Origin of the sequence: Winogradskyella sp. A2 (genome assembly GCF_046762865.1) — a bacterium.
Lineage (GTDB): Bacteria > Bacteroidota > Bacteroidia > Flavobacteriales > Flavobacteriaceae > Winogradskyella.
Map to the genome: position 1 here is coordinate 139,011 of NZ_JBKQXM010000007.1, position 16,426 is coordinate 155,436.

Here is a 16,426-nt window from a genome sequence, read left to right on the forward strand (position 1 = left end):
AAGTCTCGATTTAGTCGAGACTTTTTTATTATGAGCAAGCCAATAGCAATACAAGGAATTAGAGGATCTTTTCATCACGAAGTAGTCCAGCATTATTTTAACGGTAGTAATAATGTAATTGAGTGCATGTCGTTTGATAGTGCTGTAGATAGCCTGTTGAATGGTAAAGCAGACGATATTGTCATGGCATTAGAGAATTCTATTGCAGGCTCAATCTTGCCCAACTACGCTTTAATAGATAAACATGATTTGAAAATTGTTGGAGAGTATTTTTTGGATATCCAGCATAGTTTCATGGCCTTGCCAGGGCAATCTATTCATGATATTAAAGAAGTGCATTCTCATCCAATGGCCTTATTGCAATGTAAGGTGTATTTAAAAAAATATCCTCATATTAAATTGGTTGAAGCAAAAGATACTGCCGATGTCGCAAAGCAAATATCAGAGGGTAAAATTGAAGGTATAGCGGCAATTGCAAGTAAAAATGCCGCCTTAATGTTTGGGCTTAATGTGTTAGCAGAGAGTATCCAAACCATTAAACATAACGAAACGCGCTTTGTTATTGTTAAACGCGAAAGCCCAGAACTAAATACTAAGTTACTCAATAAGGCTTCCTTAAAATTTATTTTGGACCATAAGCGTGGTAGTTTGGCGACGATTCTTAATGTAATGAGTGATTGTAAGCTTAATCTAACTAAGATACAATCCTTACCAAAAATAGACACACCTTGGAAATATGCCTTTTTTGTAGATGTTACCTTCGATGATTATAAAGATTATGAAAAGGCAAAATCTATCATAAAACTTATGGCCGATGATTTTAAAATATTAGGAGAATATAAAAATGCAAGACTATGATTGAAGTTGCAGATCGATTAAAGAATGTAGAAGAATATTACTTCTCCAAAAAATTGAGAGAGGTTGCGTTTTTAAAATCTCAGGGAAAGCCAATTATTAATCTTGGTATTGGTAGCCCTGATTTAGAGCCACCTCATAAGGTAACCATGGAACTTCAAGATAGTTTGACAGATGAAGGCGCTCACAAATACCAGAGTTATCAGGGTTTACCAGAATTAAGAACTGAAATTGCGAATTTTTATAGAAATAGATATAATGTTAATCTCAGTTCTCAGACAGAGGTATTGCCTCTTCTTGGTAGTAAAGAAGGCATAATGCATATTTCAATGGCTTTCCTTAATCCTGGAGATGTAGTCTTAATTCCTAATCCAGGTTACCCAACTTATGCTGCTGTTACCAAATTGTTGCAGGCAAAACCAGTATATTATGATTTAATAGAAGAAAACCATTGGCTCCCTGATTTTATTGCCTTGGAGCGTTTAGATTTAAGTAAAGTTAAAATCATGTGGATCAGTTATCCACATATGCCAACTGGAGCAAAGGCAACGAATAAATTTTATGATGAAGTTATTGCCTTTGGTAAACGCCATGATATTTTAATTGTAAATGACAATCCGTATAGTTTTGTTTTAAATGATAAGCCTATAAGCATAATGCGCTATCGCAATGCTAAAGATGTTTGTTTAGAATTGAACTCATTGAGCAAAACTTTTAATATGGCAGGTTGGAGAGTAGGTATGCTCGTTGGAAACTATGATTTTGTGCAGTCTGTATTAAAAGTAAAAAGTAATATGGATTCCGGTATGTTTTATGGTGTTCAAAAAGGAGCAATTGAAGCACTTAAATGCTCGGATCTTTGGTTTGTAAGTTTAAATAGTGTTTACCAACAACGAAGAGAGTTGATTTGGGAATTAGCTACAGAATTGAATTGTACATATGATAAGGATTCAGCAGGTATGTTTGTTTGGGCAAAATTACCACCACATGTTAAATCTGAAGAATTTACTGATTTAATTCTAAAAGAACACTCCGTGTTTATAACACCAGGAACAGTTTTTGGAAGTAATGGTGAAGGTTTTATAAGATTTTCGTTATGTGCTTCAGAAGATATTATTAAAGAAGCAATTGCAAGAGTTTAAGGATTATGAATAATGTTTATATCATAGGAGTTGGGTTAATTGGCGGAAGCTTTGCTTTAGATATTAAAGAACTATATCCTAATTGTACAGTCTATGGGATAGAAAACAATGAAAGTCATATACAAGAGGCTTTAGAATTGGGAGTAATAGAAAAAAAGGCAAATATCAAGGATTTGTGTAATGCAGAAATGGTAGTTATTGCAATTCCTGTTGATGCAGCCTTAAAGGTATTACCAGAAGTACTAGATAATGTATCTGATGAGACTATAGTATTTGATGCTGGTTCTACTAAGGAAGATATTTGTTTGGAGGTTAAGAAACATCCAAAACGTAGAAATTATTTAGCCGCACATCCTATTGCAGGTACTGAGTATTCTGGTCCGAAGGCAGCGATAACCGGACTCTATAAAAATAAAACCAATATCATTTGTGAAGTTGAGGATACTGCCTTTAAGCTACAAGAGAAGGCACTTAAATTATTTTCAGATTTAGGGATGCGAATTCGCTATATGAATCCTAAAGCACACGACAAGCATATTGCTTATGTGTCGCATTTATCACACATAAGTTCTTTTATGTTGGGTAAAACTGTCATTGAAAAGGAGAAGAATGAAAGAGATATTTTCGATATGGCAGGTAGTGGTTTTGAAAGTACTGTACGGTTGGCAAAAAGTTCACCGGCAATGTGGACTCCAATTTTTGAGCAAAACAAAACCAATGTAATTGAAACCTTAGATGAATATATTTCAAACTTAAAACATTTTAAAAAACTGATGGAAGAAGAGGATTTTGAAGCTGTGTTTAAAGAAATGGAAGAAACCAACCATATAAAACAAATTTTAAACGGAATAAAATAAAAATCTAGAATAAGAGATTAACAACAAAAATGGAAAACAAGAAAGAATTAAGGAACTGGTTAGATGCATATAACTTAGAACATCCACTAGTTATAGCAGGGCCATGTAGTGCAGAAACTGAAGAACAGGTATTAAATATAGCACATCAATTAAAGGATAGTGATGCAACAGTATATAGAGCCGGAATTTGGAAACCTAGAACACGTCCAGGTAATTTTGAAGGTGTTGGAGCTTTAGGCTTAAAATGGCTTCAAAAGGCAAAGGAGGAAACTGGGATGAAGATTACAACCGAGGTCGCCAACCCAAACCATGTTGAGTTAGCCTTAAAACACGATGTTGATATTCTTTGGATAGGTGCTAGAACAACAGTAAGTCCATTTATAATTCAAGAAATTGCAGAAGCTTTAAGAGGGACCGATAAACCAGTACTGATTAAAAATCCGGTAAATCCAGATTTATCATTATGGTTAGGTGCTGTAGAGCGTTTTTATACATCAGATGTAAAAAAACTTGGCGTTATCCATAGGGGTTTTTCTACATACGAGAAAACACGTTACAGAAATAATCCAGAATGGCAAATCGCAATAGATTTACAAAATCGTTTTCCTGATTTACCATTAATTTTAGATCCTTCGCATATTGCAGGTAGACGTGATATTATTTTTGATTTAAGTCAGACAGCATTAGACTTAAACTACGATGGATTAATGATTGAGACACACCACGATCCTGACAATGCTTGGAGTGACGCAGCCCAACAAATAACACCAGAAGCTCTTATTAAATACACAGAAGATTTAAGAATAAGAAAAGAAACTGATGATGATGCTGTGTTTAATAATAAAATAAATACACTAAGAACAAAAATTGATGTGATTGATCATCAATTAATTGAAATGTTAGGTAAGCGAATGCAGGTGGCAGATGGCATTGGTCAGCTTAAAAAAGATCACAATGTTGCTGTTTTACAATCTAAGCGTTGGAATGAAATCCTTGGAAAAATGATCTTAGAAGGTGAAGAAAAGAATTTAAGCGAAGAATTTATTTTACGTATGTTCAAAGCTATTCACCAAGAATCTATTAATCATCAAGAAGAGATTATAAATCATTAATAAACAAAAAAAAGGCTCGCAACTGCGAGCCTTTTTTTTAATGTATTTTTATTTAAGTCCTTTTTTGATAACGTATTAAGTTTACTGATATGAAAAATCAAAAACGGACTGATTTGTTCTGCCATCAGGAACATTTCCTTGATAAATAAAACAATATTCTCCTGGCTCTAAATTTTCAGGTGTTACTTTAAATCTATTTCCTTCTATTACTTCAATTTTAAAAGGAAGAGCAAACTTAGGATCTATACCATCTGAGCTACCAAGCCAAGAGCTCTTTCCAGTAATAATTTCTCTTAAGTTTTTTCTCTCCTTAACTTTTAATTTTACTAAAACAAATTCATTAGGTGATGAGGCTACTCTGAACCACCAGTTTAAGTCACCAGCTTGAGTTCCTTGGCTATTTTGCAAATTATCAACTTGAGAGGTAGCGGGATTAAATACGAATATAAATTCTGGGGTTTTGTTTGTTATTACATTATTGGAAGCTACTCTAGGTAATTGCGCTTTTTGCTTTGAGTTTATCAAGCCCGAAACTAATTTTTGTGCCGCTGCATTGGTGTTTGTTCCAGAAAAAACAGAAGGTTGAATTAATTCTTCTTCTGCCTCATTGTTTATAAAATAAATACCCGTTCTAGATTTTGTATTATGCTTTGATTTTTGCATAATCAATGAGATAACTTCAGAAGATATACCTGCATTTTTTAATACAGTTAACGCCGAAATTGAAGCATCAAATTTCACATCAGAAGAATTTATTTTATCAATAATCATCAAATCATCAAAGCCTAAATCTTTCATTTGAATAACGGATTCATTCGTAATGGTTTCTTGAGCTGATATATTATAAAAGGACAATAAGGAGATAACGGTTAATAGCAGTATTTTTTTCATTTCGTTGATTTTTAGATGTTTATTTCTTAAAAATATGAAATCTTAAACTAATTTGTAGGGTTTTTTATTTTTTATTTTTTGCGTTTAAAAATATATCGAGTTACAAAAATTCCTTGGCCGTCACCTTTACCAGCATCACTCTCAGAACTACTTGTAACAAACGCTAATTCCCAGCCTTCTTTTGCCATTGATACAAGTTTAGAGCTTATTACAGCATCATTAGCAACAATATTTTGAAATCTAATACCACCAATATTAAAAAAGTTTAAGAGTTTGGTTTCTTCAAAATCCTTTACACGGATTTCACTTCGTTTAGACTTGTTTCTACCATCTTCCTTTTTGTCGCTTGAGCGTTCTGACGTAAATTCATCATAGTCTCTGACAACATCTGAAGAGATAAGTCTAGATCTACCTAAACCGTTAGGTACTATAGATTCAACACTTGTAACAACTTTGTACTCTATTTCAGCATATGATTTCTCATCATTTATAAATGAAAATGATACAAATCCTGCAAGAAGTAAGCCGATAATTAAAAATTTTTGCTTCATAATATTTGATTTAGTTTAAGCTTAAAATTAAAGACTTTTTTCTTTAATTGTTGTTTCTTTGTTAGGATTAATATTAACAATGGTAGGAACGGTTTATAAATCTACAGGTAGCTGGTACACAGTTAAAACCATGAATGGTAAGTTTTATCAGTGCAGAATAAAAGGCCGTTTTAGAATTGCCGATATTAAAAGTACTAACCCTATTTCAGTTGGTGATATTGTTCAGTTTGAATTGGAGACAAAAAACAACACCGAAACAGGCGTGATAGACCGTATAGAAGAACGTAAAAATTATATTGTTCGAAAATCGGTTAATCTATCTAAGCAAACCCATATTATTGCTTCAAATATAGATCAGGTATTTCTTCTGATAACGCTTAATAACCCACAAACCTTTACCAGTTTTATAGATCGGTTTTTAGTTACTGCAGAGGCTTACTCGATTAGAACCATTTTGTTGTTTAATAAAATTGATACCTACGAAGAGGAAGAACTACTCGAGGTAAAGTATTTAGCAAGTCTTTACCGTAAAATTGGTTATGAATGTATAGGTATTTCTGCTGCCACAGGTAAAAACGTAGATAAGGTTAAGGCATTGATGGAAAATAAGGTGAGTATGTTCAGTGGGCATTCGGGAGTTGGTAAATCAACTCTAGTAAATGCCATTGAACCATCACTGGATTTAAAGACAAAGGAAATATCAGAACAGCATATGCAAGGCCAACACACAACCACATTTGCAGAAATGTTCGATCTTAGTTTTGACGCTAAAATCATTGACACGCCAGGAATTAAAGGTTTTGGAGTTGTTGATATGGAAGCTGAAGAAGTTGGGGATTACTTCCCCGAGTTTTTTGCTCTAAAACAAGATTGTAAATTCAACAATTGTTTGCATTTAAAAGAGCCGAAATGTGCAGTTAAAGAAGCTTTAGAAAATGATGATATATCTTATTCTAGATATCGAAGTTATCTTCAGATTTTAGAAGGAGAAGATGAAAATTATAGAACTGACAATTGGGATAATTAATGAAAGTTGTAGTACAAAGGGTTTCTGAAGCATCTGTTGTAATAAATAAAAAAGAAGTTGCCTTTATTGGTAATGGAATATTAGTCCTACTAGGAGTTGTCAATGAAGATAGCGCTCAAGACATAAATTGGTTATGTAAAAAAATAGTGAATCTTAGAATTTTCCCAGATGAGAAAATGGTAATGAATAAGTCTATTTTAGATACAGATGGAGATATCATTGTAGTAAGTCAATTTACATTGCATGCAAGTACAAAAAAAGGAAATAGACCTAGTTATATAAAAGCAGCTAAACCCAATATTGCTATACCTTTGTATGAAAAGTTTGTTGAAATTTTACAATCTGAATTAGGCAAGCAAATACAAACCGGAGAGTTTGGTGCAGACATGAAGGTTCATCTGGTTAATGATGGGCCTGTTACGATAATTATTGATTCAAAAAATAGAGAATAATCTATTTAATATCTTAATTGTTAAGACTTAACAATACAAAGTTCAACAAGAAATAAAAACTTCACTTTGTAAGTAAATTTTCACTTAAATCATTTGTTTTTACTGTTTACACTTTATATAATTGTATTAGCTTTTAATTCAATTCTTAGAATGCCCTACAGAAAATACTACTTAATATTATTGGGAGTACTTTTTTCAATTTCTTCCTCTGCCCAATCAGAATCTGATTATAAATCATTATTAATACCATTAGAATTAAAAGAGAGTGCAAACGCTGTGGTTCGTTATGAAAAAAAGACAATAGATATTATTGATTTTGATGAGATCATTGTAAGTGAAAAAAGAGTGGTTACAGTTTTCAATGAGCGAGGAAATAGGCATTCAGGGGCAGTTCAGTATTATGATGACAATACAGAAATCAAAAAAATGGAGGCTCAAATATTTAATGCTAACGGTGAGCGAATAAAAAGAATTAAGAAGAATGATTTCACCGACGCCAGTGCCGTGAGTGAAATTTCAATTTATGAAGATGACCGCATCAAATTTTTTGATTACAATCCCCTCAAATATCCATATACTATTGAATATACTGTTGAAGTTGTATATAAGAATACAGCATTTTTTCCAAATTGGAGACCTGTCGATAATTACTATTTAAGTATTCAACACTCAGAATATGAAATATCAAATACTATTGGTGTTGAATTAAAGACTAAGAAAGAGAATTTTGAAGAGTTCAATATAGAGGCACTATCAAAACATCACTTTTTGGCAAAGGATATTAAAGGAATTAAATATGAAGCATTTGCTCCAGATTTTGGCGATATAGTACCTCACTATAAAGTTGCACTAAAGGAGTTTAACATGTTAGGCGTAGAAGGAGTAAATAATGATTGGAAGGATTTTGGAAAATGGATGTATGATAAATTACTTACAGGTACAGACCAAATACCACAATCTACAATTGATGAGGTCAAGTTGTTAACAGCTGGTATTGAGAATAAAATAGAGCGTGCAAAATTAGTCTACGAATTCATGCAGGATAAAACACGTTACATTAGTATTCAGGTTGGTATTGGAGGTTGGAAACCTATGCTAGCCAATGATGTTGACAGGTTGGGGTATTCAGATTGCAAGGGTCTAACAAATTATACAAAAGCTTTGCTTGAAGCAGTTGAAGTACCATCGTACTATACGGTCGTTTATGGAGGAAACAATATTAAAAATATTGATAAAGATTTTTCTCATATTGAAGGAAATCATGTTATTCTTTGTGTCCCAAGTGAGGATAAAAATATTTTTCTAGAATGTACTAGTCAAACTAATCCTTTTGGCTTTACTGCCGGATTTACTGATGATAGAGATGTATTATTAGTTAAGCCTAACGGTGGTGAAATTGTACATACAAAAGTATACTCAGCAGAAGAAAGCCTACAAACTACAGATGCAAAGGTTGTACTGAATGAAGAGGGTGGCTTCTCAGCAGAAGTAAAAATTACCTCAACAGGTTACCAATACAACTCTCATGAAGGTGTTCAGAATGAGTCAGATAGAGATAAGGATTTGCATTATAAAGAATATTGGGATAACATTAATAATTTGTCTATCGATGATATCGAGTTGAATAATGATAAGGACAAAATTGTTTTTGAAGAAAAAGTAAAATTATCAACAGTAAGTTATGCCTCTAAAAGCGGTACTAGGTTGATACTTGAGCCAAACATGTTTAATAAAATCACTAGTATTCCACAGCGATATATTTCAAGAAGCCAAGATTTTAAAGTTGATAGAGCTATAAAGGATGTTGATGAGTACATCATCGAATTTCCAAAAGGTTTAAAAATTGAAGCTATGGCCAAAAATGGAAAAGTCTCAACTAGTTTTGGCAGGTATCACTTTAACATTAAGTTGTTAGAAGACAATAAACTTAAATACACAAGAGAATTTATAACAAATAAAGGAGAATTCGATAAAACAGATTACGAGGCATTTAGAGATTTCCTCAAAAAAGTTGTTAAATACGACAAAACAAAAATTGTATTAGTTAAAGCATAGCAATCACTACAAATTAACACACATGAAAAATCTACTTATACCTGTATTTATATTTTTAACCATTAATTATTCAAACAGTCAGGATTTTGATTTTGGTAAAGTTTCAAAGGCTGAACTACAAGAGAAGTTTCATCCTATTGATTCTTCTGCAAGTGCCGCTATTTTATTTAGAAATGAAGAGATTTCATTTAGCTTTAGTGAGAATCTAGGATTTATTCAACAAAGGATGATTCATATGAGAATCAAAGTTTACAATAAAGATGGATTTAATTGGGCAAATGAAAAGGTCTCTTTATACAAGGGTGACCCTAATCTATCTGAAAAAATTAAAGGAATAAAAGGATATACCTATAACATTGAAGGAGGCAAAATCAAAAAAGACAAGTTAAAAGGAGATGCTATTTTCGATGAAAGCTCCAATGAATTGTATAATATACGATCATTTATAATGCCTAATGTAAAGGAAGGTTCAGTTTTAGAATATACCTACATTATTGCAACTCAATCTCCGTTTATTGATGATTTAAATTTACAATTTAGTATACCAACTAATAAGTTGGAGGTAAGAGTAGCAACACCGCAGTATTACAATTATAATAAAATATTGAATCCAAAGGCATCCTTTTTGCCTAAAATGAGAGAAAGTACTAAAGACAAAAGAATCGCTAGAACAACGAGAAAAGTCTCAGAAATAGGTAGCGGTTCGGGAACTATGCTATCCTCGAGTTATGACACGAGCAATACGGATTATAAAGAAAATATTGTTTCTTTTAGTGAAGAAAACATACCGGCTTTAAGGGCAGAATCTTATGCAGATGCTTTAAACAATTATAAAGCGAAATTAAGTATGGAATTAGCTGCAATTTTAGACGAGAATAATATAGTGAGACAATCATTCTCAAAAACTTGGGAGAAAGTTTCTAAGTCAATTTATGAGAATTCAGACTTTGGCGGGCAATTAAATCGTACAACTTTTTTTAAAAATGATGTTGAAGAGGTTTTAAAAGATATAGAGGGTGATATTCAAAAAATATTTTTAATTGAAAGTCTTGTAAAGTCCAAGGTTAAATGGAACGGCGTTTATGGTAAGTATGCTCAGAATGGGATTAGGAATGCTTATAAAGAAGGAGAAGGAAATGTTGCAGACATTAATCTATTAGTTACCGCTATCTTAAGATCACAAGGATTTAACGCTAATCCTGTTCTAGTGAGTACAAGACGAAATGGTATTCCATTATTTCCAACAAGAGAAGGATTTAACTATGTAATATGTATGGTAGAATTAGGAAACAATTATATGCTTATTGATTCTACGGAACCGTTTAGCTCTAATAATATATTACCTTCAAGAGTGTTAAATTGGAAAGGACGAGTGTTCGCAAATGACGGTTCTTCCAGTTGGGTTAATTTGCTTTCAAATGAGCCCTCTGTAGAAAGTACAATGTTAAATGCAACAATCAATGAGGATTTGTTAGCTAAAGGTACGGTTAGACAAGTCAAGAAGTCACATGTGGCTCTTAATTACAGAAAAAAATATACTGGTGTGAGTTCTGAAGATCATGTTAAAGGCATCGAAGCTAACAAAGGTGATTTAGTGGTTAGTGACTTAATTTTTCAGAATGATAAAGATATTTATCAACCTATTCGTTTATCTTATAAATATGAACTTTCAGATGGTATTGATGATATAGGTGGAAATTTGTATTTCAATCCAATGTTTTTTCTTGGAGTTAAAGAAAACCCATTTAAGTTAAAAGAGCGTACCTATCCAATTGATTTTATAGTGCCATTTAAAGATAAATACTTAATAAACATTGCCTTACCAGATAACTATAAGGTAGAATCTTTACCTGAGCCATTAGCTATGGAATTTAAAGGAGGCGAATCAAAATTTGTTTATATTGCTGAGAAGAATGGCAAATATTTACAAATTAAAGTAGAGTTGAATATTGTTAACCCAATAGTTCAGCCTGCCGATTATAATGATTTTAAAATATTTTTCGAAAAAACAATTGAGAAACAGGCAGAGCAAATCGTATTAAGTAGGATAGAATGAAAATTAAAAACGCCCAATTAGAAGTTGATAATTGGATAAAAGAACATGGTGTTAGATATTTTAATGAGCTAACAAACATGGCCCAGCTCACTGAAGAAGTTGGTGAAGTAGCGCGCATAATAGCAAGACGTTATGGCGAGCAAAGTGAAAAGGAAAGCGATAAAGACAAAGACTTAGGAGAAGAACTTGCTGATGTAGTATTCGTGGTTTTATGCTTGGCCAATCAAACTGGTATAGATTTGCAAGAAGCTTTTGACAGAAAAATGGATAAAAAAGCAAAACGCGATCACGATAGGCATCATAATAATGATAAATTAAAGTAATTTTATTCCCGCAAAAGCGGGAATCTTTTTTGATATGGATATTCAAATTTTAAAATCCTCAATAAACAGACAATCTTCTATAGCCATTACAGGTTCAAAAAGTGAGTCTAATCGTTTGTTATTGCTTCAGGCTTTATATCCTGAATTGGAGATTAAAAACCTTTCTAATTCTGACGATTCTCTCTTGATGCAAAAGGCCTTACAGTCAAATGAAGAGGTTATTGATATTCATCATGCAGGCACGGCAATGCGTTTTCTAACGGCATACTTTTCCACTCAAGTTGGTAGGGAAACAATATTGACAGGTTCTTCACGGATGAAGGAACGACCAATTAAGATCCTCGTAGATGCTTTAAGAGTACTCGGCGCAGAGATTAGCTATACAGAAAATGAAGGGTATCCTCCTTTGAAAATTCGTGGTAAAAAGCTTACTCAAAATAAGGTTGGCTTAGAGGCTAATGTGAGTAGTCAATATATTTCGGCATTATTACTAATTGCCTCTCGTTTAGAGAATGGTTTAGAACTTACGTTAAATGGAAAAATAACGTCTGTACCATATATAGAGATGACACTTTCTTTATTGAATGAAATTGGAATTGACACTGAGTTTGATGGTAATAAAATAACTGTAAAACCATTTTCTTCTAATCTAAGGGTTAAAGAAATTACTGTAGAATCAGACTGGTCATCAGCATCATATTATTTTAGTTCCGTTGCTATGAGTAAAGTTGGAACTGAAGTTACCATATCTGCTTACAAGAAAAGCTCATTACAAGGTGACTCTGTTTTGGCGAAAATTTATAATGAATTTGGAGTTGAAACGCAATTCAATGACAATACTATAACAATTAAAAAAACTTCAGAGGTATCAACCAACTCAAGGATTGATTTAGACCTAAGTAATGCACCAGATATTGCTCAAACAGTTTCAGTCACTGCATTTGGACTTGGCTTAGAGTGTTCCTTAATTGGTCTTCATACACTAAAAATTAAGGAAACAGATCGTTTGGTTGCCCTTAAGATAGAGCTTGAAAAATTAGGTGCGCAGGTAGAAATTACAGATGCGACGTTGCATTTAAAGGTATCAAGTATCATAAATAGTAATATTACAATAGCCACTTATAGGGATCATAGAATGGCAATGGCATTTGCTCCATTAGGATTGAAAACGTCATTGAATATTGAAAATGCGGATGTGGTTAGCAAGTCCTACCCTCAATTTTGGGAGGATCTAAAAACTCTTGGTTTTAATTTAAAATAAGTAAGTAATTACTTGACAAGGCCTATGTTGAGATTGTATATTTGCAACTTCGAAAAACCAGGAGTTAATATATGAAATCGAAATGTTTAAGAATAGAGTTTTAAACATTGAAGATTCCATTTGACCGATGAAAACAATAAAACAAGCAAATGAAATTATCACACTTCAATTTTGACCTTCCAGAAGAATTATTAGCAGAACATCCAGCAGAACACAGAGATGAATCTAGACTAATGGTGCTTAATAGAGAGAAGCAGACCATAGAGCATAAACTTTTCAAAGATATTATTGATTATTTTGATGAAGGCGATGTGATGATACTTAATAATACAAAAGTATTTCCAGCACGTTTATTCGGAAACAAAGAAAAAACAGGAGCACGTATTGAAGTATTTCTTTTAAGAGAATTAAATCAAGATCAACGCTTATGGGATGTATTGGTAGATCCAGCACGTAAAATTAGAATAGGTAACAAACTTTATTTTGGTGAAGACGAAAGTCTGGTTGCTGAGGTAATTGATAATACAACTTCAAGAGGTAGAACATTACGTTTTCTATATGATGGATCCTATATGGACTTTAGAAGAAAACTTAATGAATTAGGCCAAACACCTCTTCCAAAATACATTAAGCGAGATGTTGAACCTGAAGATGAAGAACGCTATCAAACCATATTTGCCAAGAATGAAGGTGCTGTAGCGGCACCAACTGCTGGATTACACTTCTCTAAACACTTATTAAAGCGCTTAGAAATTAAGGGTGTAGATATGGCAGAAGTTACATTACATGTAGGTTTAGGTACTTTCAATCCGGTTGAGGTTGAAGACTTATCTAAACACAAAATGGATAGCGAAGAAATATATATTGATGAAAGAGCTGCGTTAAAAGTTAATACCGGTATAGAGAATAGAAAACGTGTTTGTGCAGTTGGTACAACTTCAATGCGAACAGTTGAAAGTTCAGTATCATCGAGCGGTAGATTAAATCCTTATGAAGGGTGGACTAATAAATTTATCTTCCCACCATATGAGTTTAGTATTGCCAATTGTATGATTACAAATTTCCACACACCAAAGTCTACTTTGTTAATGATGGTTTCAGCATTTGCAGGGCACGATTTTATTAAGAAAGCTTATGAAGAAGCTGTGAAAGAAAAGTACAGATTCTATTCTTATGGTGATGCAATGTTAATTATCTAAATAAATAATATTCAATTCAAAGCCTCTACATAGAGGCTTTTTTTATTTGTAGCATAACCAACTCAATTAAGTACTTTTGCATTATATGGAAACGAGAAAAAAGGACATACGCGCATTAACTAAAGATCAGTTAAGGGAGTTCTTTGTTAAGCAAGGCGATAAGGCTTTTAGAGGGAATCAAGTCTATGAATGGTTATGGCAGAAGTCTGCACATAACTTTGAAGACATGACAAACGTATCCTTGAAGACTCGAGAAATGCTACAAGATAACTTTGTCATTAATCATATTAAGGTAGATCAGATGCAACGTAGCTCTGATGGTACTATTAAGAATGCCGTTCGACTTCATGATGATTTAATTGTGGAGTCTGTTTTAATACCAACACCAAATCGAACTACTGCTTGTGTGTCTTCACAAGTAGGATGTAGCTTAGATTGTAAATTTTGCGCAACGTCAAGATTGAAGCGTATGCGTAATCTTAATCCTGATGAAATCTATGATCAGGTTGTAGCCATAGATAATGAAAGTAGATTATACTTCAATAGACCACTAAGTAATATTGTATTTATGGGAATGGGAGAACCACTCATGAATTATAATAATGTACTCAAAGCAATTGATAAAATCACATCTCCAGAAGGTTTAGGTATGTCACCGAAGCGAATTGTAGTGTCTACCTCCGGCGTACCAAAGATGATAAAGAAAATGGCAGATGATGAGGTTAAATTTAAATTAGCTGTATCCCTGCATTCTGCAATAGATGAAGTACGTACTTCTATAATGCCATTTAATGCTACTTTTCCTCTTAATGACCTAAGAGAAGCTTTACAATATTGGTATTATAAAACCAAAAATAGAATTACCTATGAATATGTTGTTTGGGATGGTATCAATGATAAAAGAAAGGATGTTGATGCCTTAGTAGATTTTTGCAAATTTGCACCAAGTAAAGTGAATTTAATTGAATATAACCCTATTGACGATGGCGAGTTTCAACAAGCCGACTCTAAAGCCATAGATATGTATGTAAATATTCTTGAATCTAATAACATAACTGTGACCGTAAGGCGAAGCCGAGGAAAAGATATCGATGCAGCATGTGGTCAACTAGCGAATAAGGCATAAAAAAAGGAGGCGCTAGACCTCCTTTTTTATGATTAATAATAAAAATTATTTTTTTGCCACTTTAATAGTTTGTGTTTTTTCTCCAGAAGTAATTTGAACTAGATATAAACCCTGAGGTATATTTGATAAATTAACACTACTGTTAATTATATTATTGTTGTTAAATGAAGCCACTTCCTTGCCTAATAGGTCATATACGAAAACGCTATCAATATCATTTACTGACTTAATGTTTAATATATCACTAACAGGGTTTGGTGATACACTGAAAACTTCAATTTCTTCCTCTACTACAGATAAAGCCGCATTTGTTGTAAAACTCCATACAGTTCCTGTTGTTGTACCGAAACAATTTACTGAATCAACACTCCAAAAATATGTAGTATTTAAGGCTAAACCAGTTATAGGATCACCGCTTTCAAAGTTATCAAAAGCTTGTGTTGGAGGATTCGCGGTGCCAAGATTTAGTGTAAAATTAGCTGATGGATCACCAGGTGTCCAACTGAAGTAAACGCGATTTCCATCCACATTGACATTTACACTAGGGGCGCCATCAATTGGAACAGGTGCTGATACACCAGCCGGAGGTGACGTTTCCGTACATGCATCAGTGGTGAAACTGAACACTGAGCTTGGCGTAATACCTGCACAATTAACTGCCTCTATAAACCAATAATATGTTGTATTCGGTTGCCATGCAAAATTAATGGAACCTCCACTATCAAATCCATTAAGAATACCTATGTCATCACCTGCAGTATTTGTACCAAGACTAATGTTGAAGCTATCTGCAGGATCACCTGTAGGGGCAGGCGTCCATTCAAATGGACCTAAAGTATTTGTTGTAGTACCATAATCTATCATAACACCGCTTCCTCCATTAGCCGGTGCAACTGCTGATACTGCATTTGGAGCAGTAACCGTACATTGAAAAACAGAAACATTATCTACATACCATGCAACAGACCAATTACCTGTCCATCTAAAACGAACCTGTGCATTTGAAACTCCTGCCAATTGTGTTGAAACATCAATATTTATTGCGCCACCTACATAATTATCTCCCGAGTAATTGGCAACAGTTACCCATCCATTACCATCGTTCACTTCAACAAACCCGCTACCACCAAAATTTCCGGCAAAAAGATGGTTATATGCCAAAGTTACTGAAGTTAAACCTGAGCAGTCAAACATAGGACTCTCTAAAGCGGCATCTTCTGCAGTTCCGTTATTGCCATAAGCATCACTGTCAAAAGCAGCATAGTTCCCAACTGCACCACCTCCAGTATAAACTAAAGTATTTCCTGCGCCAGCAAGTACAGCTTCGCCACTAGATTCAATGGTCCAAATCTCACCATTGCCTGCAATATCATTGTTCGTCCAATTTCCAGGTATTGATGTTCCGGCCTCAAAATCTTCATTCAAAACAGTCTGTCCAGTAATATAATTTGTAAATAGAATTACAAGAGTAAATAAAATACAGTTTTTCATAAATTAAGGATTTACAATTAAAGTTAAG

The 16,426-nt window shown here is 33.4% G+C and carries 15 protein-coding genes; 12 read left to right on the forward strand and 3 right to left on the reverse strand.

Translation table 11 applies throughout. The annotated features are described in order from the left end of the window. Positions 1-30: 30 nt before the first annotated feature. From ACFWV9_RS13720 to ACFWV9_RS13735, 4 genes are read left to right on the forward strand one after another with little or no spacing between them, the layout of a single operon-like run. Complete coding sequence (locus ACFWV9_RS13720; RefSeq protein ID WP_411895802.1) at positions 31-858, forward strand: prephenate dehydratase; 828 nt, start codon at positions 31-33, stop codon at positions 856-858. Next, the gene (locus ACFWV9_RS13725; RefSeq protein WP_411895803.1) at positions 855-1,997 is read left to right on the forward strand and encodes a pyridoxal phosphate-dependent aminotransferase; all 1,143 of its coding nucleotides are present in this window, start codon (positions 855-857) and stop codon (positions 1,995-1,997) included. Before ACFWV9_RS13720 ends, ACFWV9_RS13725 begins: the two co-directional genes overlap by 4 nt. Positions 1,998-2,002: 5 nt before the next feature. Next, entirely contained in the window at positions 2,003-2,854 is an 852-nt protein-coding gene (locus ACFWV9_RS13730; RefSeq protein ID WP_411895804.1) for a prephenate dehydrogenase, read from the forward strand. A 29-nt stretch (positions 2,855-2,883) separates the two neighbouring features. After that, entirely contained in the window at positions 2,884-3,966 is a 1,083-nt protein-coding gene (locus ACFWV9_RS13735) for a chorismate mutase (protein ID WP_411895805.1), read from the forward strand. Between the two features lie 81 nt (positions 3,967-4,047). Here the strand turns inward: ACFWV9_RS13735 and ACFWV9_RS13740 are convergent, their stop codons facing one another. Beyond that, positions 4,048-4,764 carry a hypothetical protein gene (locus ACFWV9_RS13740; RefSeq protein ID WP_411895806.1) on the reverse strand — a complete coding sequence of 239 codons (717 nt, stop codon included), beginning with the start codon at positions 4,762-4,764 and terminating at the stop codon, positions 4,048-4,050. 164 nt (positions 4,765-4,928) lie between these two features. Next, on the reverse strand, positions 4,929-5,408 hold the full coding sequence (locus tag ACFWV9_RS13745; protein ID WP_411895807.1) for a hypothetical protein: 480 nt from the start codon (positions 5,406-5,408) through the stop codon (positions 4,929-4,931). A 79-nt stretch (positions 5,409-5,487) separates the two neighbouring features. On the opposite strand from ACFWV9_RS13745, the gene rsgA reads away from it, so the two are divergent. The 8 genes from rsgA (at position 5,488) to rlmN (ending at position 14,907) form a co-directional block, all read left to right on the forward strand. Beyond that, complete coding sequence (rsgA, locus tag ACFWV9_RS13750; protein WP_411895808.1) at positions 5,488-6,435, forward strand: ribosome small subunit-dependent GTPase A; 948 nt, start codon at positions 5,488-5,490, stop codon at positions 6,433-6,435. Further along, complete coding sequence (gene dtd, locus ACFWV9_RS13755) at positions 6,435-6,887, forward strand: D-aminoacyl-tRNA deacylase (protein ID WP_411895809.1); 453 nt, start codon at positions 6,435-6,437, stop codon at positions 6,885-6,887. The genes rsgA and dtd overlap by 1 nt, the downstream gene beginning before the upstream one ends. Positions 6,888-7,037: 150 nt before the next feature. Next, positions 7,038-8,942 (forward strand): DUF3857 domain-containing protein, encoded by a 1,905-nt coding sequence (locus ACFWV9_RS13760; protein ID WP_411895810.1) that lies wholly within the window; start codon positions 7,038-7,040, stop codon positions 8,940-8,942. 22 nt (positions 8,943-8,964) lie between these two features. Continuing rightward, the gene (locus ACFWV9_RS13765; RefSeq protein ID WP_411895811.1) at positions 8,965-10,998 is read left to right on the forward strand and encodes a DUF3857 domain-containing protein; all 2,034 of its coding nucleotides are present in this window, start codon (positions 8,965-8,967) and stop codon (positions 10,996-10,998) included. After that, on the forward strand, positions 10,995-11,321 hold the full coding sequence (locus tag ACFWV9_RS13770; RefSeq protein WP_411895812.1) for a nucleotide pyrophosphohydrolase: 327 nt from the start codon (positions 10,995-10,997) through the stop codon (positions 11,319-11,321). The genes ACFWV9_RS13765 and ACFWV9_RS13770 overlap by 4 nt, the downstream gene beginning before the upstream one ends. Positions 11,322-11,355: 34 nt before the next feature. Beyond that, positions 11,356-12,582, forward strand: a complete 1,227-nt coding sequence (locus tag ACFWV9_RS13775; protein WP_411895813.1) for a 3-phosphoshikimate 1-carboxyvinyltransferase — start codon at positions 11,356-11,358, stop codon at positions 12,580-12,582. 149 nt (positions 12,583-12,731) lie between these two features. Continuing rightward, positions 12,732-13,781 carry a tRNA preQ1(34) S-adenosylmethionine ribosyltransferase-isomerase QueA gene (gene queA, locus ACFWV9_RS13780; protein WP_411895814.1) on the forward strand — a complete coding sequence of 350 codons (1,050 nt, stop codon included), beginning with the start codon at positions 12,732-12,734 and terminating at the stop codon, positions 13,779-13,781. A gap of 85 nt (positions 13,782-13,866) precedes the next feature. Next, positions 13,867-14,907 carry a 23S rRNA (adenine(2503)-C(2))-methyltransferase RlmN gene (gene rlmN, locus ACFWV9_RS13785; protein WP_411895815.1) on the forward strand — a complete coding sequence of 347 codons (1,041 nt, stop codon included), beginning with the start codon at positions 13,867-13,869 and terminating at the stop codon, positions 14,905-14,907. A 45-nt stretch (positions 14,908-14,952) separates the two neighbouring features. Here rlmN and ACFWV9_RS13790 read toward each other — a convergent pair whose 3' ends face one another. Next, a complete protein-coding gene (locus ACFWV9_RS13790; protein ID WP_411895816.1) occupies positions 14,953-16,398 on the reverse strand; it encodes a T9SS type A sorting domain-containing protein in 1,446 nt (481 codons plus the stop codon). Between the last annotated feature and the right edge of the window lie 28 nt (positions 16,399-16,426).

Bases quoted from the DNA above. Each gene is read 5' to 3' on its own strand.
- ACFWV9_RS13735 (WP_411895805.1), top strand. From the start codon at position 2,884: ATGGAAAACAAGAAAGAATTAAGGAACTGGTTAGATGCATATAACTTA.
- ACFWV9_RS13775 (WP_411895813.1), top strand. From the start codon at position 11,356: ATGGATATTCAAATTTTAAAATCCTCAATAAACAGACAATCTTCTATA.
- dtd (WP_411895809.1), top strand. From the start codon at position 6,435: ATGAAAGTTGTAGTACAAAGGGTTTCTGAAGCATCTGTTGTAATAAAT.
- ACFWV9_RS13745 (WP_411895807.1), bottom strand. From the start codon at position 5,408: ATGAAGCAAAAATTTTTAATTATCGGCTTACTTCTTGCAGGATTTGTA.
- ACFWV9_RS13740 (WP_411895806.1), bottom strand. From the start codon at position 4,764: ATGAAAGATTTAGGCTTTGATGATTTGATGATTATTGATAAAATAAAT.
- rsgA (WP_411895808.1), top strand. From the start codon at position 5,488: ATGGTAGGAACGGTTTATAAATCTACAGGTAGCTGGTACACAGTTAAA.
- ACFWV9_RS13770 (WP_411895812.1), top strand. From the start codon at position 10,995: ATGAAAATTAAAAACGCCCAATTAGAAGTTGATAATTGGATAAAAGAA.
- ACFWV9_RS13790 (WP_411895816.1), bottom strand. From the start codon at position 16,398: ATGAAAAACTGTATTTTATTTACTCTTGTAATTCTATTTACAAATTAT.
- ACFWV9_RS13760 (WP_411895810.1), top strand. From the start codon at position 7,038: ATGCCCTACAGAAAATACTACTTAATATTATTGGGAGTACTTTTTTCA.
- ACFWV9_RS13720 (WP_411895802.1), top strand. From the start codon at position 31: ATGAGCAAGCCAATAGCAATACAAGGAATTAGAGGATCTTTTCATCAC.
- ACFWV9_RS13765 (WP_411895811.1), top strand. From the start codon at position 8,965: ATGAAAAATCTACTTATACCTGTATTTATATTTTTAACCATTAATTAT.
- ACFWV9_RS13725 (WP_411895803.1), top strand. From the start codon at position 855: ATGATTGAAGTTGCAGATCGATTAAAGAATGTAGAAGAATATTACTTC.
- ACFWV9_RS13730 (WP_411895804.1), top strand. From the start codon at position 2,003: ATGAATAATGTTTATATCATAGGAGTTGGGTTAATTGGCGGAAGCTTT.
- queA (WP_411895814.1), top strand. From the start codon at position 12,732: ATGAAATTATCACACTTCAATTTTGACCTTCCAGAAGAATTATTAGCA.
- rlmN (WP_411895815.1), top strand. From the start codon at position 13,867: ATGGAAACGAGAAAAAAGGACATACGCGCATTAACTAAAGATCAGTTA.